This is a genomic window from Hydrogenophaga pseudoflava (genome assembly GCF_004353865.1).
GTDB lineage: Bacteria > Pseudomonadota > Gammaproteobacteria > Burkholderiales > Burkholderiaceae_C > Hydrogenophaga > Hydrogenophaga pseudoflava.
Genome location: NZ_CP037867.1, coordinates 2,205,538 through 2,223,295, shown reverse-complemented (window position 1 = coordinate 2,223,295; position 17,758 = coordinate 2,205,538). Strand labels below are relative to the sequence as shown.

Below are 17,758 nucleotides of genomic sequence, written 5' to 3'. Positions count from 1 at the left end.
CATTTGCGCCTGCCCCGGCGGCCCCGCTATCCTCTGGGCATGTACGCCGGCTATTTCGGTCTCCAGCAGACTCCCTTTTCCATCGCCCCCGACCCCCGCTACCTCCTGATGAGCGAGCGGCACCGGGAGGCGCTGGCGCTGCTTCTGTACGGGGTGCAGGGCGGCGGCGGCTTCGTCCTGCTCACCGGTGAGATCGGCGCTGGCAAGACCACGGTCTGCCGCTGCTTCCTCGAACAGATCCCCGAGAACTGCCGGGTCGCCTACATCTTCAACCCCAAGCTCACTGTCGGCGACCTGCTCAAGACCATCTGCCACGAGTTCCAGCTGGAGGTGCGGCACGAAGGCATCGGGCCGGCCACGATCAAGGACTATCTTGATCCGCTGAACGAGTACCTGCTGCGCAGCCACGCCGCCGGTCAGCGCAACGTGCTGATCATCGACGAGGCGCAGAACCTCACGCCCCATGTGCTGGAACAGCTGCGGCTGCTGACCAATCTTGAAACCAACGAACGCAAGCTGTTGCAGATTGTGCTGATCGGCCAGCCCGAACTGCGCGCCGTGCTCGCCCAGCCCGAGCTGGAACAGTTGGCGCAGCGGGTGATCGCGCGGTTCCACCTGGGCGCCCTCAGCGAGGCCGAAACCCGGCAGTACGTGCGCCACCGCATGGAGGTGGCAGGCCTCAAGGGGCCTCTGCCGTTCAGCGCCGAAGCGCTCGCGCGCGTCCACGCGATCACCCGGGGAGTGCCCCGACGCATCAACCTGCTGTGCGACCGCGCACTGCTGGGCGCCTACGCCACCGACAGCCGGCAAATCGGTCCCGCGATGGTGGACAAGGCGGCCAGCGAGGTGTTCGACATGCCCGCCACCCGGTCCGCACCACCACCCGTCAAGACACTGGCCAGCCGCTCCTGGCAAACGCTGGCGCTGGGCGCACTGGGCGGCGCCGTGCTGGCCGCCGGCGTGGCCGCTGTCCTCTGGCAGCAGCGCGCACCGTCGCAAACTCCTGCACCCCATCCATCCAGCCCCACCGCCAGTCCCACCACGGGTCCGGCTCCGGTGGCGCCGACACCCGCGCCAGCTCAGCCCCTGTCCACCGCGGCCGTCGAGGCACCTGCCGACCCACTTCACGCAAGCGCCCCTGCCCCCCTCGTCAAGCCGCCAGTGGCCGCAGACCTGCTGGGCTCCGAGGTCACCGCATGGCGTGAGCTCGGCGCACTCTGGGGCCAGTCCCTCACCGGGAACGATCCCTGCACCGCGGCCTTGAAGCAGCAACTGCAGTGCTTCAGCACGCAGCGCATGACGCTGCACGGCCTGCGCCAGCTGAACCGCCCGGGCATCCTGTTGCTGCGCCTTGGCAGTGAGGAACCGCGGCGCGCCCTCGTCACCGCCATGACCGCAGAAACCGCCACGCTGCAGGCCAATGGCCAGCGCTGGCTGATGCCGCTGACCGCACTCGCCGACATCTGGCGCGGCGACTACTCAACCCTCTGGCGCCAGCCCGAGGGCACGCGGGGCCGGATCACACAGAACCCCCAGGGTGTGGCCGGCGACTGGCTTTCGGGAGAGCTCATCAGCCTCCAGGCCAAGGGTCTGATTCCCGCCGAGGCCAGCACCTTCGCTGCCCGCCTCAAGGCCTTCCAGCGGACACAAGGCCTGGAAGCCGACGGCGTGGCCGGGTCCATGACCTTCATGCAGGTCAACCTGGCCGCGGGTGTGGACGAACCCCGCCTGAGCAAGCCCTGAACGCCGCCGCGCCATGTCCTACATCCTTGATGCACTCAAACGGGCCGACGCCGAACGTGAGCGGGGCCACGTGCCCGGCCTGCACAGCCAGGGCACGCCGGCCCCCGCAGCGGGTGCGGCGCGGGCGAGGCGGTTCGGACTGCCCATGATGGCGGGAGCCATCGTCCTGCTGCTGGCAGCGGCGACCGCCTTCTGGTGGTGGAACTCTCCCCACCGAGAGGCACCGGCGCCGGTTGCTGTGGTGCAAGCACCAGTCAGCGCGCTGGAGAAGCCGGACATGGCACCGGAGGCATCGGCGACTCCCCCTGTCCCTGCGCTGCCCATTCTGGCACCGCCACAGGTGGCCGCCCCGCCGCCTGCGCCCCGCGCCGCGTCTGCCCCTGCGACGGCTTCTGCAACCTCACCCGCAGCGGCGTCCAGTGCGCCCACGCCCCCTGCACCATCCGCCTCCGCCGGCATGGACGGACAACCTCCGCCAGCCGCCGCTGCCCCCGCATCGGCACCTGCGGTCAAGGTCTCTGGTGTCACCTACTCCTCGAACGCGGCCCACCGGATGCTGATCGCCAACGGGAAGGTGGTGCGCGAAGGCGAGGAAATCGAGCCGGGTCTCAAGGTGGAGGTCATTTCCCCCAGAAGCGCCATACTCAACCACCGTGGCTCCCGATACAACATCAACTACTGACCGCACCCTGCCGACGAGTTCGGCCCCGACGCGCGCCAGGCTTGGCATCTGGGGCCACCCGGTGCTGTGGGTGGTGGTGCTGATCGGTATCGGATGGCTGTTGCGAGGGCGCCAGTATCTGTTCAACCGGTCCCTGTGGCTGGACGAGGCCTACCTGGCGGTCAACTTCATGGACCGCGATCTCGGACAGCTGCTGTTCGAACCACTGTCCAACGGCCAGGCGGCTCCCCTGGGGTTCCTCGCGCTGACCAAGCTGCTGACGACAGGGCTGGGTGTGGAGGACTGGGTGCTGCGCTTGCAGCCTCTGGCCGCAGGCCTGTTGACCCTGCTGGCGGCCTGGGGTCTGGCGCGCAAGACGCTGCCCCACCGCGCCGCCCAGGCCACCTTCGTGGGTTTTCTGGCCCTGTCCCCGGTGCTGGTGTACTACAGCTCCGAGTTCAAGCAGTACCAGAACGATGTGCTGGCCACGGTGGGTCTGCTCTGGCTCGCCGCGCACTTTGACCTGCAGCGCTGGCAACGGGACGCCCCCGTGCTGGCGGTGGCGGGCGCCCTCGCCATCTGGCTGTCCCACCCCAGCCTGTTCGTGCTTGCGGGTGTGGGCCTGGTGCTCTGGATCGAAGCGATCCGCCAGCGCCAGAGGGCGGCTTGGCTGGCGGTGTCCGGCGCAGGGCTGCTGTGGGTGCTGGCCTTTGCGCTTCACCACACCCTGGTGATGAAGACGCTCGCCGGCAACCAGCACCTGCTGGATTTCTGGCGCTTTGCCTATGCCCCATTGCCACCGGACTCACCGACCGAGTGGCGCTGGTACCTGGACAGTGCGCTGGCGCTGGTCTACCTCGCCATGCGCCATGTGGGCGTGGCGCACCACGGCATGCTGGTCGCCTGGTTCGACGGACTGAACCTGGGTCTGCTGGCGCTGTCGGTCGCGGGCTCGGTGGCTCTGGCATGGCGCGCACCGCGGATCGCCGCCATCGGGCTGACCGTGCTGCTGGTCACGCTGGCGGCGTCGGCGCTGCACCTCTACCCGTTCCGTTCACGCCCAACCATCTTCCTGGTGCCGCTCGTGCACCTCGGTCTGGCCGCCCTCGTGCAAGCGGCGCTGGACCGCCGGAGCCTGCCCGCACGGCATCTGCTGGCGGCGGTGGTCGCCGGCTTCTTGCTGCTGGTGCCCGCCTCTGCGTCCTGGAAGGTGCTGCGCAAACCTCACAACGACCAGGACATGAAAGCGGCGCTCCTGCACATTGCCAGCCAGACGATGCCCGGGGACGGGGTCGTCATCGACTCCATGTCGCACAAGGCGTTCGACTTCTACTCGCGCGCCTACGGCGTACAGGTCATGCCCGTCTTGGTTTTCCGCCCGACCATCAACCAGTACCACGACGCGATGGCCACGGTGCGCCGCCTGTGCATCGAACAGCCCATGCAGCGCAGCTGGGTCATCGTCACGCACCGGCTCCAGGAGCGCTCGGGCTTTCTGCAGCACATCGCGTCCGTCGCTCCGGCCCTGCAGCGATGGGAGGGACAAGGCGCCATCGCGCTGCTTTACGACTTCCGGGACAGCGACTACTGCAGGAAATACGCCGCGCGCAGCCGCCCTCCGTCCGCGCCCTCGTCAGCATTGCCGACACAGTGACCGAATCCACCACATTCATCTACAGCGGCACCGAACTCGACCTGTTCGCCACCGCGAAGTGCTGGAAGTCCTATTGGACCCAGGTCATTGATCCCTATCTTGGCCAACACGTGCTGGAACTGGGGGCCGGAATCGGCGCCAACGCACAGGCACTGCAACACCGCCGCTATGCACGCTGGCTCAGCGTCGAGCCCGACGCGGCCATGGTGCAACGGATGAAACAGGGCATGGCCCAAGGGCTGCTCCCGCCCTGCCATGAGGCGGTCTGCGGCACTTCCCTGAACCTTCCGCGGAACGAGCGCTTCGACACCGTCCTGTATCTGGATGTGCTGGAGCACATTGAGGACGACCGGGCCGAACTGCAGCGCGTGACCGGACTTCTGCAACCCGGTGGACACATCGTCGTTCTGGCACCTGCCCACAACTTTCTCTACACCCCCTTCGACAAGAAGATCGGGCACTTCCGCCGTTACGACAAGGCGATGCTGCGCGCCATCGTGCCCCAGGAGCTGCGAATCCGCAGGATGCAGTACCTGGACAGCGTCGGCATGCTCGCCAGTCTGGCCAACAAGCTGCTGCTCCGGTCCGATTCGCCGTCGCCCGCCCAAGTCCGCGTATGGGACTCGGTCATGGTGCGCATGTCCCGGCTCACCGACCCTCTGACCGGCTTCCGGCTGGGCAAGAGCATTGTTTGCGTTCTGCAAAAACCATTGACTGTTTGAATCAAATCAATACGCGCGAATAGTCCAACAATTACATCAATAGGTAATTCGAATACCCAGTCTTAGACTCTCAATACCTCCTGGCCGAGCAATCAGACAAGAAATTTCTCGCATAGGAATTCATCCGCCCAACCTTAAGAAACCTAAGCCTGCAGGCCGATTTTTGGCCACACCTCCGATGCCATTGGCGAGGCGGTTGCAGCAAGCCAATTGATGGCTGCAGCGCCCACCGGCGAATTCATCCCAAGACCAGCGGCCAATCAGGCCCCAGTGGCCGTGCCGGTACAATCCCGCGGCCTGCACAGCAGGCCATCGCCACTAAATAAAGCGAATCCTGTCCACCCGACGCCCCGGAGCCCCGCATGCGCATTTCCAACAGAAAAAGAATCCTGATCACCGGGGGAGCCGGCTTTCTGGGCTCGCACCTGTGCGAGCGGCTGCTGGCCGAAGGCAACGACATCCTGTGCGCCGACAACTTCTACAGCGGCACCAAGGACAACGTGGCCCACCTGATGGGCAACCCGCACTTCGAGCTGATGCGCCACGACGTGACCTTCCCGCTGTATGTGGAGGTCGACGAGATCTACAACCTGGCCTGCCCCGCCTCGCCCGTGCACTACCAGTGGGACCCGGTGCAGACCACCAAGACCAGCGTGCACGGCGCCATCAACATGCTGGGCCTGGCCAAGCGCACCAAGGCCAAGATCTTCCAGGCCTCCACCAGCGAGGTCTACGGCGATCCCGAGGTGCACCCCCAGCCCGAGAGCTACTGGGGCAAGGTCAACCCCATCGGCATCCGCTCCTGCTACGACGAAGGCAAGCGCTGCGCCGAAACCCTGTTCTTCGACTACCACCGCCAACACCAGGTGGAGATCAAGGTCGCCCGCATCTTCAACACCTACGGCCCGCGCATGCACCCCAACGACGGGCGCGTGGTCAGCAACTTCATCGTGCAGGCCCTGCGCGGTGAGGACATCACCATCTACGGCGACGGCTCGCAGACGCGCAGCTTCTGTTACGTGGACGACCTGATCGAGGGCTTCGTGCGCCTGATGGCCAGCCCCGACGGCGTGACCGGCCCCATCAACCTGGGCAACCCCAACGAATTCACCATCCGCCAGCTGGCCGAGGCCGTGCTGGCCAAGGTCGGTGGCCAGTCCCGGCTGGTCTGCAAGCCCCTGCCCTCGGACGACCCCAAGCAGCGCCAGCCCAACATCGAGCAGGCCAAGGCCGTGCTCGGCTGGCAGCCGCAGGTCCAGCTCGAAGAGGGCCTGGACAAGACCATCGCCTACTTCCGCCGCTTCCTGCAATCATGAGCTTCGCGCAGCACGAGATCGTGATCGTCACCCCGGTCTACGAAGACCTGGAGGCCAGCGGTCGACTGTTCAAGGAACTGGCCAAGGAGTTCGGCCAGCGGGTGTTTGTGGTCGCGGTGGACGACGGATCGGTGCGTCAGCCCCTGACCATCACCAGCCTCGAAGACGCGGGCGTGGCCGGGGTGGTGCTCAAGCTGCGCCGCAACGTGGGTCACCAGCGCGCCATTGCGATCGGGCTGAGCTATGCGGCCGAGCACCTGGCACCCCACCAGAAGGTGGTGCTGATGGATTCGGATGGCGAGGACCTGCCCTCGACCATCCCCGAGCTGCTGCAACCGCTGGACCAGGCCGACGTGGACGTGGTGGTCGCGCAGCGCAAGAGCCGGGTGGAGACGCTCAAGTTCAAGGCCTTCTACCAGGTCTACAAACGCTTCTTCAAGGTGATGACCGGGCGTCCCATCAGCTTTGGCAACTTCATGGCGCTCAAGCCGGCCGCCGTGCAGCGCCTAGTGGCGATGCAGGAGCTGCCGATCCACGTGGCGGCGGCCGTGCTGGCCTCCAAGCTGCGCACCCGCGTCTGCCCGCTGGACCGCGGCCCGCGCTACGCCGGACAGTCCAAGATGAACTTCGTGGGCCTGGCGCTGCACGGCTTCAAGGCCCTGATGGTGTTCGCCGAGGACGTGCTGGTGCGCGTGGGCATCTTCAGCGCGGTGATCGCCGCGATGTCGGTGGTGGGATCGACCTGCGCGGTGGTGCTCAAGCTGCTGGGCTATTCCACCCCCGGCTGGTTCTCGCTGGTGCTGGGCATCTTCGTGCTGCTGTTCCTGCAGACCGGCGCCCTGGCGCTGATGACCCTCATGCTCACCGGCGTCATGCGCAGCGGCAGCGTGGTCACCGCTGTTGCCCACCGCGAGTTCATCGCCGAGGTCATCGAGACCCGACCATGAACGGTGTGGCCGCCTCCCACCCGCGCCAGGAACTGTTCCGGTTTGTGGTCAATGGCCTGGTGGCCACCGCGGTCCACTACGCGGTGCTGACCTTCAACCTCCAGGTGCTGGGCTTCGGTTCCGCCGGGCTGGCCAACCTGTGCGCAGCGGTCGTCGGCATCACCAGTTCCTTCCTGGGCAGCCGCTTCTACGTGTTCGCCCAGTCCGCGCAGCAGCCCTGGCTGCCACAGCTGTTGAAATTCAGCGGCCTCTACGGCGCCATCGCGCTGCTGCATGGCCTGGTGCTGTGGCTCTGGACCGACCGCCTCGGTCTGGACTACCGCGCCGGCTTTCTGCTGGCCACCGGCCTGCAGGTCTCGCTCAGCTACCTCGGCAACAAGTTCCTCGTGTTCAAACCCTCATGAAGCTCTTTCGCGCGCTCGCTGCCACCGCCCTGTTCGTCGTCCTGCTGCTGGCGGTGTACTACCTGCACATCCGTTTCTTTGCGGTCAACGTGGTGTTCTACGCCGCCATCGCCGACGGCGTGATCGCCGCACTGCTCACGGGGCTGATCATCTCGACCAGCCGCACCTTCAACGGTTTCGAGAAGCTGCAACTGGTGGTGATCTGGCTGCTCTCGGGGTACTGCTTCGCCATTTCGGTGCCGACCGTCATCGACCGCTCGCTGTCGTTCTACATCCTGGAGAAGATCCAGCAGCGCGGCGGCGGCATCCAGCAGAGCCGTTTTGCCGACGTGTTCACGCAGGAATACCTCAAGGAACACCGGCTGGTCGATGTGCGCCTGACCGAACAGCTCGAATCGGGCACCATCGAGATCCAGAACGGCTGCGTCAAGCTGACCGACAAGGGCCAGCGCCTGGCCGCCGCCAGCCGCTACTTCCGCCAGAACTTCCTGCCCAAGCAGCGCCTGCTGATGGGCCAGTACTCCTCGGACCTGACCGACCCGTTCCGCCAGAGTGCGGACGTGGTCGACTACCAGTGCCAGTGAACGCGTTCCTGGAGATCCGGGGCCTGGGCTTCGCCTGGCCCGGACAGGCGCCGCTGTTCGCCCACCTGAACGCCTCGCTGACACCTGGCCTGGCCCTGCTCAGCGGCGACGAACAGCGTGGCAAGACCACCCTGCTGCGGCTGCTGGCCGCCGAGATCCGCCCACAAGCCGGGGCGATGCAACTGGCCGGGCAGGACATCGGCGGCGCGCTGGCGGGCCTGCGGCCCGACATGACCCGCCCGGACCTGGACACGGTGGTGGTGGCCGACTGGCTGCGCACTCAGGTGCCCGAGGGACCGGCGCGCGACCGGCTGGACGAGCACATCGATGGCCTGTCGCTGGGCGAGCACCTGCACAAGGGCTTCTACATGCTCTCGGCCGGCGGGCGCCGCAAGGTGGGCCTGGCCGCCGCCATGGCCCTGCAACCACCGCTGACCTTGCTCGACCAGCCGTTCGCGGCGCTGGACCTGGCCTCGATCCGCTACCTCAGCGACTGGCTGCGGGAACAATCCCTGGCCACCGACCGGCTGGTGCTGCTGGCGGACTACGAAGCGCCCGCCAACCTGGCCATCGCCCAGCGCATCGACCTGGGCTGAAGCCTGGCGCGCGCGTCAGCGCCCGCCCAGCCCCATTGAGCGCGAGATCACCTCTTTCATGATCTCGTTGGTGCCGCCGTAGATGCGCTGCACGCGCGCATCGGCATAGGCCCGGGTGATGGGGTATTCCCACATGTAGCCGTAGCCGCCGTGCAGCTGCAGGCACTCGTCCATCACCTTGCACTGCAGGTCACTGCACCAGTACTTGGCCATGCTCGCGGTCGCGGTGTCCAGCCTGTTCTCGCACACCAATTCGCAGCACTTGTCCACGAAGACGCGCGCCACCTGCACCTCGGTCTGCAGCTCGGCCAGGGTGTAGCGGGTGTTCTGGTAGTTGCCAACCGCCTGGCCGAACACCTTGCGGTCCTTCACGTACTGCACCGTCCAGTCGATCGCGGCCTGCGCCGCGGCCACGGCGCCGATGGCGATCTGCAGGCGTTCCCAGGGCAGCTGCTCCATCAGGCAGATGAAGCCACGACCCTCGAATGCCGCGCCACCCAGCAGGTTCTCCGCCGGCACCTTCACGTTGTCGAAGAACAGCTCGGACGTGTCCTGCGCCTTCATCCCCAGCTTCTTCAGGCGCTTGCCCTTGGAAAAGCCTTCCATGCCGCGCTCGACCAGGAACAGGCTGGTGCCCTTGGCGCCCGCGGCCGGGTCGGTCTTCGCGACCACGATCACCAGATCGGCGTGCCAGCCGTTGGTGATGAAGGTTTTGCTGCCGTTTAGCACGTAGTGCGAGCCATCGGCGCTCTTGATGGCCGTGGTCTTCACGCCTTGGAGGTCGCTGCCAGCGGCGGGTTCGCTCATGGCGATGGCACCCACCATCTCGCCGGTCGCGAGCAACGGCAGGTAGTGCTTCTTCTGCGCCTCGGTGCCGTAGTGCAGGACATAAGGCGCCACGATCTCGCTGTGCAGGCCGAAGCCGATGCCGCTGACGCCCGCCCGAGCGATCTCCTCCATCTGCGCCACCGAGTACAGCCGGTCGGCGCCCGCACCGCCGTACTCCTCGGGCATGGTCATGCACAGGAAGCCGTTAGCGCCGGCCGCCCGCCAGACTTCGCGGTCCACGTAGCCCTGATCCTCCCAGCTGTCGTGGAGCGGGGTGATTTCCTTCTCGACGAAGCGGCGGAAGCTGTCGCGGAAGGCCTCGTGGTCGGCGTTGAAGAGCGTGCGGTCGATCATGGCTGTCACCTTTCGGACTGGGTGGGTTGATTTATACAAAGCATTTGCTTGGCAAAAGTCTATACTGATCCGATCGTCCGGACCATCCGGAACCATCCCCCAGGAGACACCATGAGCGAAGCCTTCGTCTACGACGCCATCCGCACGCCGCGCGGCAAGGGCAAGAAGGACGGCAGCCTGCACGAGGTCAAGCCCGTCAACCTGCTGGCCGGCCTGCTGACCGAACTCCAGCGCCGCAACGACCTCGACACCGCCGCGGTGGACGACGTGGTCATGGGCGTGGTTTCGCCCATCGGCGAGCAGGGTTCGGTGCTGCCCAAGGTCGCCGCGCTCAAGGCCGGCTGGGACTGGCGCTGCGCCGGCGTGCAGCTCAACCGCTTCTGCGCCTCGGGCCTGGAGGCGGTGAACATGGCCGCGATGAAGGTGAAAAGTGGCTGGGAGGACCTGGTGGTGGCCGGTGGCGTGGAGAGCATGAGCCGCGTGCCCATCGGATCGGACGGCGGCGCCTGGGCGCAGGACCCCGAGACCAACAGCGCCACCCTCTTCGTGCCGCAAGGCATCGGCGCCGACCTGATCGCCACGCTCAACGGCTTTTCCCGCCAGGACGTGGACGCCTTCGCGCTCGAATCGCAGAAGCGCGCCGCCGCCGCGCGCGCCGCCGGTCACTTCGACCGCTCGGTCGTGCCGGTGAAAGACAAGATGGGCCTGACCATCCTGGACAAAGACGAGTTCATCAAGCCGGGCACGACGATGGAAGGCCTGGCCGGGCTCAAGCCGGCGTTCGAGCAGCTCGGCGCCATGGGCTTCGACGCCGTGGCCCTGCAGCGCTACCCGCAGGTCGAGCGCATCCACCACGTGCACCACGCTGGCAACTCTTCGGGCATCGTCGACGGCGCCGCAGCCATCCTGATCGGCAGCGAGGCGGCAGGCAAGACCCATGGCTTCACGCCGCGCGCCCGCATCGTATCGGTCGCGCTCTCGGGCGCCGACCCGACCATCATGCTCACCGGCCCCATGCCCGCCGCCCGCAAGGCGCTGGCCAAGGCGGGCCTGTCCATCGACCAGATCGACCTGTTCGAGGTCAACGAAGCCTTCGCTGCCGTGCCCATGAAGTTCATGCAGGAGATGGGTGTGCCGCACGAGAAGGTCAACGTCAATGGCGGCGCCATCGCCCTGGGCCACCCCCTGGGCGCCACCGGCGCGATGATCCTGAACACGCTGATCGACGAGCTGCACCGGACCGGAAAACGCCACGGTTTGGCCACCCTCTGCGTCGGCGGCGGCATGGGCATCGCGACGATTGTTGAACGCGTCTAAACCAGCGGAGACCCTGAACATGATCACCAAGACCATCCGCTACGAACTCGCCAACGGCATTGCCACCATCACCTTCGACGAGCAGGGCTCCCCCGTCAACACCATGTGCCTGCAGTGGCAGGACGACCTGGACGCCATCGCGGCGCAGGTGGCCCAGGACAAGGCCCAGCTCAAAGGCATCGTGCTGGCCTCGGCCAAGAGCACCTTCTTTGCGGGTGCGGATCTCAAGGGCGTGATGCGCTCGACCGAGGCCGACGGCCCGCGCGTGTTCCGCGAGATCGAACGCATCAAGAAGAACTTCCGCATCCTCGAAACGCAGGGCGTGCCGGTGGTGAGTTGCCTCAACGGTGCGGCGCTCGGCGGTGGCTGGGAGGTGGCGCTGGTCGGTCACCACCGCATCGCGGTCAACAACCCCAAGATCCAGTTCGGCCTGCCCGAGATCACGCTGGGCCTGATTCCCGGTGGCGGCGGCATCACCAAGATGACGCGGTTGCTGGGCCTGATGGCCGCGCAGCCCTACGTGTTGGAGAGCAAGCTGTTCGGGCCGGAGGAGGCGCTGAAGATCGGCGTGGTGCACGAACTGGTCGCCACACCCGAGGAGCTGCTGCCGCGCGCGCTCGCCTTCATCGAATCGGCGCAAGGCAAGCCCGAGGCCTGCACCCACGTCTGGGACCGCAAGGACTACAAGATGCCCGGCGGCACGCCGAGCAACCCCAAGATCGCCGGCATGCTGACGGTGGCGCCGGCCGTGCTCAAGCAGAAGACGCGCGGCCTCTACCCCGCGCCCGAGGCGGCGCTGGCGGCCATGGTCGAAGGCGCGATGGTCGACTTCGACACCGCCATGCGCGTGGAAAGCCGCTACCTGGCCGGACTGATGACCGGTGGCGTGGCGCGCAACATGATCAACACCTTCTTCTTCAACATGAACGCCATCAAGGGCGGTCAGTCGCGTCCGAAGGACGTGCCGCGCTACCAGCCGAAGAAGGTGGGTGTGCTGGGTGCCGGCATGATGGGCTCGGGCATCGCCTACGCGCAGGCCACGCGTGGCATCGCCACCGTGCTCAAGGACGTGAGCGTCGAAGCCGCCGAGAAAGGCAAGTCGTACACCACCAAGCTCACGCAGAAGCGGGTCGACAAAGGCCAGATGAGCGCCGAGAAACAGCAGGGCATCCTGAACCTCATCACACCCACCGCCAGCGCCGCCGACCTGAAAGGCTGCGACCTGATCATCGAAGCCGTGTTCGAGCAGCGCGAGCTCAAGGCCATGGTCACGAAAGAGGCAGAGCCCATGCTGGCCGAGGGCGGCTTCTTCGCCAGCAACACCTCCACCCTGCCCATCTCCGGCCTGGCGCAGGCCAGCCGTGATGCGAAGAAGTTCGTCGGCATCCACTTCTTCAGCCCGGTGGACAAGATGAAGCTGGTGGAGATCATCCGCGGCCAGGACACCGACGACGAGACCATCGCCCGCGCTTACGACTACGTGCAGGCCCTGGGCAAGCTGCCCATCGTCGTCAACGATTCGCGCGGCTTCTACACCAGCCGCACCTTCGGCACCTTCGTGATGGAAGGCGCGGCCATGCTGGGCGAAGGCATCCCGGCGCCGGTGATCGAGAACGCCGCGATGCAGGCCGGCATGCCGGTCGGCCCCCTGGCCGTGTTGGACGAGACCGCGCTCAGCCTGTCGGTGCATGTGCTGGAACAGACCCGCATCGACTTCCAGAAGGAGGGCCAGCAATACGTCGCCACGCCCGGCGAGACCCTGGTCGAGCAGATGGTCAAGCAGCACAAGCGCCCGGGCCGCGCGGCCGGCGGTGGCTTCTACGACTACCCCGAGGGCGGCAAGAAGCACTTGTGGCCGCAGCTGAAGGCGCTGTATGAAAAGCCGGGCGTCGACTGGAACCTGCAGGACGTGAAAGACCGCCTGCTCTACCGCCAGGCGGTGGAGACCGCGCGCTGCCTGGCCGAAGGCGTGCTGACCAGCGTGCACGACGGCAACATCGGCTCGATCTTCGGCATCGGCTTCCCGGCCTGGACAGGCGGCGCGCTGCAGTTTATCTACGGCATGGGCATCGAGGCTTTCGAGCAGCGCTGCGCCGAGCTGGCCGCCCGCCACGGCAGCGGCTTCATACTCGCGGACGCGGTGAAAGCCGCGCTGCGTCAACACCAACCCCAGTACTGATTCATGAAACGACTCGAAGGAAAAATCGCCCTCATCACGGGCGCCGCACAAGGCATCGGCCTGGCCACGGCCCTGAAGTTCGCCCGCGAAGGCGCCACCGTCGTCGTTTGCGACGTCAAGCAGGCCGCGGTCGACGAGGCCGTGAAGCAATGCCAGGCCGAAGGAGCCACGGCCACGGGCTTCGTGATGGACGTGACCCAGCGCGACATGGTCGACGCGGTGGTGGCCCAGGTGAAGGAGCGCTTCGGCCGCATCGACGTGCTGGTGAACAACGCCGGCATCACGCAGGACGCGCGCCTGCAGAAGATGACGCTGGAACAGTTCGACAAGGTGATCGACGTCAACCTGCGCGGTGTCTTCCACTGCGCGCAGGCCGTGGCCGACACCATGACCGCCCAGGGCAGCGGCGTGATCCTCAACGCATCGTCGGTGGTCGGCATCTACGGCAACTTCGGCCAGACCAACTACGCCGCCACCAAGTTCGGCGTGATCGGTTTCACCAAGACCTGGAGCCGCGAGCTCGGCCCCAAGGGCGTGCGCGTCAACGCGGTCGCCCCCGGCTTCATCAGCACGCCCATCCTGAGCACCATCCCCGACAAGGTGATCCAGGAGATGGAGCACCGCGTGCCGCTCAAGCGCCTGGGCCAGCCGGAAGAAATTGCCAACGTCTACGCCTTCCTGGCCAGCGACGAGGCCAGCTACATCAACGGGGCTGTCATCGAGGTTTCCGGCGGCATGTCGGTGTGACCTTCGGGCGCCCGGGATAATCCGGACATGCCCGAACACACCCCATCCACCGACGCCGCCCCCAACCGCCCGCGCTCGCGCACCGACCTCTTTATGTCCTTCACCTGGCTGGCCCTGCAGGGCTTCGGCGGGGTGCTGGCCGTGGTGCAGCGCGAGCTGGTGGAGAAGAAGCGCTGGATGACCCGCGAACAGTTCGTCGAGGACTGGGCCGTGGCGCAGATCATGCCCGGCCCCAACGTGGTCAACCTCTCGCTGATGATCGGAGGCCGCTACTTCGGCCTGCCCGGCGCGCTGGCCGCGCTCGCGGGCATGCTCGCAGCACCCTTGGTCCTCGTGCTGCTGCTGGCCGCGCTGTACGGCAGCGTGGCCGACAGCGCTGCGGCGCAGGGCGCGCTGCGCGGCATGGGCGCCGTGGCCGCCGGACTGATCACCGCCACCGGCATCAAGCTGATCGGCGCGCTGGACAAGAACGCCATGGGCCTGTGGGTCTGCATCGGCCTGGCCGCCCTCACCTTCGTCGCCATCGCCCTGCTGCGCCTGCCGCTGGCCTGGGTGCTGCTGGTCATCGGCGGCGGCGCCTGCCTCTGGTCCTATCGGGTGCTGGGCCGCACCGGCAAGGAGACCCAAGCATGAGCATGGCGCCTACGCTGACCAACTGGCTGGACCTGTTCCTGCACTTTGCATCGCTGTCGCTGCTGGCGGTGGGCGGCGCCATCACCACCGCGCCCGACATGCACCGCTACCTGGTGGGCGAGCAGCACTGGCTGAGCGACGCGCAGTTCAACTCGTCCATCGCCCTCTCGCAGGCCGCCCCGGGCCCGAACGTGCTGTTCGTCGCCCTGCTGGGATGGAACGTGGGTCTGAATGCGGGCGGAGGCCCCTCCGCGGGCTGGCTGGCCTGGGCGCTGGCGCTGCTGGGCGTGGCGGTGACGCTGGTGGCCATCATGCTGCCCTCGTCCATCCTCACCTACACCGCCACCCAGTGGGGCCACCGCAACCGCGAGCTGCGCGCGGTGCGGGCCTTCAAAACCGGCATGGCCCCCATCGTGATCGCCCTGCTGATCGCCACCGGCTGGCTGCTGAGCGCGTCTCACAACGTCCCGGCGCGCGACTGGCCCCTGTGGCTGCTGACCGTCTGCGCCGCGCTGCTGGTCTGGCGCACCCGGCTGCACCTGCTCTGGATGATCGGCGCGGGCGCGCTGGCCGGCGCCATGGGCTGGGTCTGACGGGTCTGGCCCGGCTTACTTCTGGCGCTGCAGGCCGGACAGGCCCTTGACGTCCAGCGCGTTCATGGCGGCGCGCACGCCGTCGATGTTCACGTTGTCACCGCTGACTTCGATCAGCACGCCATTGGCCAGCATCATCGACATCTCGGCGCTCGAACCGTCCTTGCGGTACTCCTCCTTGAAGGCCACGCCGTCTTTCTTGTAGACCTTCTCGACCTCGTCCTGGGTCTCGCGACTGACCGTGCTCTGCGCCCAGGCTCCCATGGCCATCATCAGCGCCGGCATGGCGCCGATGTCCTGCACCTTGACCTCGACACGGCCCGCATCGTTGCGGAACTCTGAGGTGACACTGGAGAAGGTCATCCCCATCGCCGAATCCGAACGGGCCTCGATGGCGGTGCGTTCCATGCCGGCGAGCTTGGCCGGCACATAGGCCTGCAGTGCATCGGGTGCGAACGGCTGGCCACCCTGACCGCTGCCCATGGCCGCCCCCATCATCTCGCCCAGCGCCTTGCCCGCGGCCTCCGAGTCGCCCTTGGCCTGGGCCGCCTCCATCTGCTTGCTGGCCTCTTCCATCTTCTTGGCCGCCTCTTCCAGCTGCGCGGTGTTGATGGTGACCTCAGAGCCCGGCACCTTGATGCTCACGTCCCCCGCGGGGGCGCTGGCGCCGCCCATCATCATGCCGGCGCCGCCGCTGAACAGGCTGCCCACGGTCATCACCACGATGCTGGCCACGATGCCGCAGACGATCAGCACGGCGGTGAAACCCAGCGCCTTGCCCTCGGGCACCTTCATCATCACCGGCACACCGGTGTAGAGCAGATAGATCGAGTAGAGCGCGGCCAGCAGGCCCAGCATGGACAGCGCCGGCAGCAGGTTGAACACCCCGCCCAGCAGACCGGCGGTGGCGCCGTAGGCGACCAGCTTGAAGGCCTTGCCCATGTCCTTCTGGCCGCCGAAGCTCGGGGCCAGCGCATTGGCCACCAGGGCCAGCACATAGATCATCACCAGGGTCAGCACGAAACCGACCACCATGTTGGCCAGCCCCGCCAGGATGGGCACCCGGAAATGGATGCCCATCATGCCCGTGCCAATCAGGCTGAAGCCGATGAAAGCCGCCAATGACGACACGCCGGCCAAGTAGACCAGGTAGTTCTTGTAGAGACCGGCAATGTCGTCCGGCTCGCCCTCGATGACCGGCCAGGTGGCCTTGGGCTTGAGCAGAATGGCTTGCACGCGTTCAACCAGGTTCATGAATTCCTCCTCGGGGTTGCAGACACAAGAAAACGGTCCGGCAGCGCGAACCATACCGCCATCCGCCGCAGCGGGCCACCTTTCAGCGTGGGCTTTCGAAGAACACCGCGTTGGTGTAGTCGCTGATCTCGAAATAGACCTTCTTTTCGCCCGGGTCGGCCACCATGTTCTGGTTCTCGTCGAGCACGCCATACCCGTAGCGGTAGGCACGCGGCTTGCCGTCGTCGGTGCCCAGGGCCGTGCTCATCTTGTCGATGGACAAAAAGCGCCGGGCCAGTTTGTCGCCGGCGTAGATTTCGAGCACGCCGTTGGTGCCGGTCCAGTTCTGGATGTCACGGCTGATCTTGTTCTGCTGTTCCTGCGTGCACCCGGCGAGCAAGACCAACCCCAGAACACAGGCGAATGCAGACGTCATGGGCTTCATGCGAGCCTCCCTTGAAAAAGATCAGCCGCGCTGGCGCAAGGCCTCGTACAGGCACACGCCACTGGCCACCGACACGTTCAGGCTTTCGACGCCGCCCTTCATGGGGATGCCCACCAGCTCGTCGCAGGTCTTGCGCGTGAGCTGGCGCATGCCGTCGCCTTCGGCGCCGAGCACCAGGGCCACTGGCCCCTTGAGGTCAACCTGGTACAGCGTCTTGGGCGCATCGTCGCTGGTGCCGATGACCCAGATGTTGCGTTCCTTGAGTTCGTTCAGGGTGCGCGCCAGGTTGGTCACCATGAAATACGGCATGGTCTCAGCCGCACCGCTGGCCACCTTGGCCACCGTGGCATTGATGCCGACAGCGTGGTCCTTGGGCGCAATCACCGCATGGGCACCCGCGCCGTCGGCCACCCGCAGGCAGGCGCCCAGGTTGTGGGGATCGGTCACGCCGTCGAGCACCAGAAGCAGCGGCGCGATGCCATCGGCCTCCAGCTTTTCCAGCAGTTCGTCCAGCGAATGGGCCTGCTCCAGCGCGTTGACCCGGGCCGCGACGCCCTGGTGGCCGTGGCTGCCCGCGAGTTTGGCCAGGCGCAGGCCATCGGCCTCGATCAGGCGCACGCCCGCCTCCTTGGCGCGCTCGATGAACTGCCGCATGCGCTGGTCGCGCCGCGTCGGCTCGAAGTAGATCTCGATGATGGATTGGGGCGCGGTTTTCAGGCGCACGCCCACGGCGTGGAAGCCGAACAGGACTTTGGGGGAGGACATGCCCCGATTATCAAGCCCCCACGCGCCGCTTTCGATC

The 17,758-nt window shown here is 66.6% G+C and carries 18 protein-coding genes; 14 read left to right on the top strand and 4 right to left on the bottom strand.

What is annotated here, in order from left to right:
* Positions 1-39: 39 nt before the first annotated feature.
* The 9 genes from HPF_RS10800 (at position 40) to HPF_RS10760 (ending at position 8,627) form a co-directional block, all read left to right on the top strand.
* Positions 40-1,743: an ExeA family protein gene (locus HPF_RS10800; RefSeq protein WP_133156587.1), complete on the top strand. Its 1,704-nt coding sequence runs from the start codon at positions 40-42 to the stop codon at positions 1,741-1,743.
* Positions 1,744-1,756: 13 nt separating this feature from the next.
* A complete protein-coding gene (locus HPF_RS10795; RefSeq protein WP_133156586.1) occupies positions 1,757-2,425 on the top strand; it encodes a general secretion pathway protein GspB in 669 nt (222 codons plus the stop codon).
* Positions 2,397-4,058: a glycosyltransferase family 39 protein gene (locus HPF_RS23770; protein WP_133156585.1), complete on the top strand. Its 1,662-nt coding sequence runs from the start codon at positions 2,397-2,399 to the stop codon at positions 4,056-4,058. Before HPF_RS10795 ends, HPF_RS23770 begins: the two co-directional genes overlap by 29 nt.
* Positions 4,055-4,780: a class I SAM-dependent methyltransferase gene (locus tag HPF_RS10785; protein WP_207959360.1), complete on the top strand. Its 726-nt coding sequence runs from the start codon at positions 4,055-4,057 to the stop codon at positions 4,778-4,780. The genes HPF_RS23770 and HPF_RS10785 overlap by 4 nt, the downstream gene beginning before the upstream one ends.
* A gap of 362 nt (positions 4,781-5,142) precedes the next feature.
* Positions 5,143-6,096 (top strand): UDP-glucuronic acid decarboxylase family protein, encoded by a 954-nt coding sequence (locus HPF_RS10780; protein WP_133156583.1) that lies wholly within the window; start codon positions 5,143-5,145, stop codon positions 6,094-6,096.
* Positions 6,093-7,043 (top strand): glycosyltransferase, encoded by a 951-nt coding sequence (locus tag HPF_RS10775; protein ID WP_133156582.1) that lies wholly within the window; start codon positions 6,093-6,095, stop codon positions 7,041-7,043. Before HPF_RS10780 ends, HPF_RS10775 begins: the two co-directional genes overlap by 4 nt.
* Complete coding sequence (locus HPF_RS10770; protein ID WP_066154120.1) at positions 7,040-7,447, top strand: GtrA family protein; 408 nt, start codon at positions 7,040-7,042, stop codon at positions 7,445-7,447. The genes HPF_RS10775 and HPF_RS10770 overlap by 4 nt, the downstream gene beginning before the upstream one ends.
* Positions 7,444-8,031, top strand: a complete 588-nt coding sequence (locus tag HPF_RS10765) for a hypothetical protein (protein ID WP_066154123.1) — start codon at positions 7,444-7,446, stop codon at positions 8,029-8,031. Before HPF_RS10770 ends, HPF_RS10765 begins: the two co-directional genes overlap by 4 nt.
* Positions 8,028-8,627, top strand: a complete 600-nt coding sequence (locus tag HPF_RS10760; RefSeq protein WP_066154126.1) for an ABC transporter ATP-binding protein — start codon at positions 8,028-8,030, stop codon at positions 8,625-8,627. The genes HPF_RS10765 and HPF_RS10760 overlap by 4 nt, the downstream gene beginning before the upstream one ends.
* A gap of 15 nt (positions 8,628-8,642) precedes the next feature.
* Here the strand turns inward: HPF_RS10760 and HPF_RS10755 are convergent, their stop codons facing one another.
* Positions 8,643-9,809, bottom strand: coding sequence for an acyl-CoA dehydrogenase family protein (locus tag HPF_RS10755; protein ID WP_133156581.1), 1,167 nt, complete (start codon positions 9,807-9,809; stop codon positions 8,643-8,645).
* 111 nt (positions 9,810-9,920) lie between these two features.
* Here HPF_RS10755 and HPF_RS10750 point away from each other — a divergent pair, with 111 nt between their 5' ends.
* From HPF_RS10750 to HPF_RS10730, 5 genes are read left to right on the top strand one after another with little or no spacing between them, the layout of a single operon-like run.
* On the top strand, positions 9,921-11,126 hold the full coding sequence (locus HPF_RS10750; protein ID WP_133156580.1) for an acetyl-CoA C-acetyltransferase: 1,206 nt from the start codon (positions 9,921-9,923) through the stop codon (positions 11,124-11,126).
* A gap of 19 nt (positions 11,127-11,145) precedes the next feature.
* Positions 11,146-13,305 carry a 3-hydroxyacyl-CoA dehydrogenase NAD-binding domain-containing protein gene (locus HPF_RS10745; RefSeq protein WP_133156579.1) on the top strand — a complete coding sequence of 720 codons (2,160 nt, stop codon included), beginning with the start codon at positions 11,146-11,148 and terminating at the stop codon, positions 13,303-13,305.
* A gap of 3 nt (positions 13,306-13,308) precedes the next feature.
* The gene (fabG, locus tag HPF_RS10740) at positions 13,309-14,052 is read left to right on the top strand and encodes a 3-oxoacyl-ACP reductase FabG (protein WP_079366190.1); all 744 of its coding nucleotides are present in this window, start codon (positions 13,309-13,311) and stop codon (positions 14,050-14,052) included.
* 27 nt (positions 14,053-14,079) lie between these two features.
* Entirely contained in the window at positions 14,080-14,685 is a 606-nt protein-coding gene (locus tag HPF_RS10735; protein ID WP_133156578.1) for a chromate transporter, read from the top strand.
* On the top strand, positions 14,682-15,278 hold the full coding sequence (locus HPF_RS10730; RefSeq protein WP_133156577.1) for a chromate transporter: 597 nt from the start codon (positions 14,682-14,684) through the stop codon (positions 15,276-15,278). The genes HPF_RS10735 and HPF_RS10730 overlap by 4 nt, the downstream gene beginning before the upstream one ends.
* Positions 15,279-15,293: 15 nt before the next feature.
* Here HPF_RS10730 and HPF_RS10725 read toward each other — a convergent pair whose 3' ends face one another.
* From HPF_RS10725 to rlmB, 3 genes are all read right to left on the bottom strand, one after another.
* Entirely contained in the window at positions 15,294-16,532 is a 1,239-nt protein-coding gene (locus tag HPF_RS10725) for a Yip1 family protein (protein ID WP_165961684.1), read from the bottom strand.
* Between the two features lie 82 nt (positions 16,533-16,614).
* Positions 16,615-16,947: a hypothetical protein gene (locus tag HPF_RS10720; RefSeq protein WP_165961683.1), complete on the bottom strand. Its 333-nt coding sequence runs from the start codon at positions 16,945-16,947 to the stop codon at positions 16,615-16,617.
* Between the two features lie 30 nt (positions 16,948-16,977).
* Positions 16,978-17,721 (bottom strand): 23S rRNA (guanosine(2251)-2'-O)-methyltransferase RlmB, encoded by a 744-nt coding sequence (gene rlmB / locus HPF_RS10715; RefSeq protein WP_066154159.1) that lies wholly within the window; start codon positions 17,719-17,721, stop codon positions 16,978-16,980.
* Positions 17,722-17,758: the final 37 nt, after the last annotated feature.

Excerpts from the sequence above, each read along its gene's own strand:
- HPF_RS10800 (WP_133156587.1), top strand. The coding sequence starts at position 40 with ATGTACGCCGGCTATTTCGGTCTCCAGCAGACTCCCTTTTCCATCGCC.
- HPF_RS10795 (WP_133156586.1), top strand. The coding sequence starts at position 1,757 with ATGTCCTACATCCTTGATGCACTCAAACGGGCCGACGCCGAACGTGAG.
- HPF_RS10780 (WP_133156583.1), top strand. The coding sequence starts at position 5,143 with ATGCGCATTTCCAACAGAAAAAGAATCCTGATCACCGGGGGAGCCGGC.
- HPF_RS10775 (WP_133156582.1), top strand. The coding sequence starts at position 6,093 with ATGAGCTTCGCGCAGCACGAGATCGTGATCGTCACCCCGGTCTACGAA.
- HPF_RS10770 (WP_066154120.1), top strand. The coding sequence starts at position 7,040 with ATGAACGGTGTGGCCGCCTCCCACCCGCGCCAGGAACTGTTCCGGTTT.
- HPF_RS10765 (WP_066154123.1), top strand. The coding sequence starts at position 7,444 with ATGAAGCTCTTTCGCGCGCTCGCTGCCACCGCCCTGTTCGTCGTCCTG.
- HPF_RS10755 (WP_133156581.1), bottom strand. The coding sequence starts at position 9,809 with ATGATCGACCGCACGCTCTTCAACGCCGACCACGAGGCCTTCCGCGAC.
- HPF_RS10750 (WP_133156580.1), top strand. The coding sequence starts at position 9,921 with ATGAGCGAAGCCTTCGTCTACGACGCCATCCGCACGCCGCGCGGCAAG.
- HPF_RS10745 (WP_133156579.1), top strand. The coding sequence starts at position 11,146 with ATGATCACCAAGACCATCCGCTACGAACTCGCCAACGGCATTGCCACC.
- fabG (WP_079366190.1), top strand. The coding sequence starts at position 13,309 with ATGAAACGACTCGAAGGAAAAATCGCCCTCATCACGGGCGCCGCACAA.
- HPF_RS10735 (WP_133156578.1), top strand. The coding sequence starts at position 14,080 with ATGCCCGAACACACCCCATCCACCGACGCCGCCCCCAACCGCCCGCGC.
- HPF_RS10730 (WP_133156577.1), top strand. The coding sequence starts at position 14,682 with ATGAGCATGGCGCCTACGCTGACCAACTGGCTGGACCTGTTCCTGCAC.
- HPF_RS10725 (WP_165961684.1), bottom strand. The coding sequence starts at position 16,532 with ATGAACCTGGTTGAACGCGTGCAAGCCATTCTGCTCAAGCCCAAGGCC.
- HPF_RS10720 (WP_165961683.1), bottom strand. The coding sequence starts at position 16,947 with ATGACGTCTGCATTCGCCTGTGTTCTGGGGTTGGTCTTGCTCGCCGGG.
- rlmB (WP_066154159.1), bottom strand. The coding sequence starts at position 17,721 with ATGTCCTCCCCCAAAGTCCTGTTCGGCTTCCACGCCGTGGGCGTGCGC.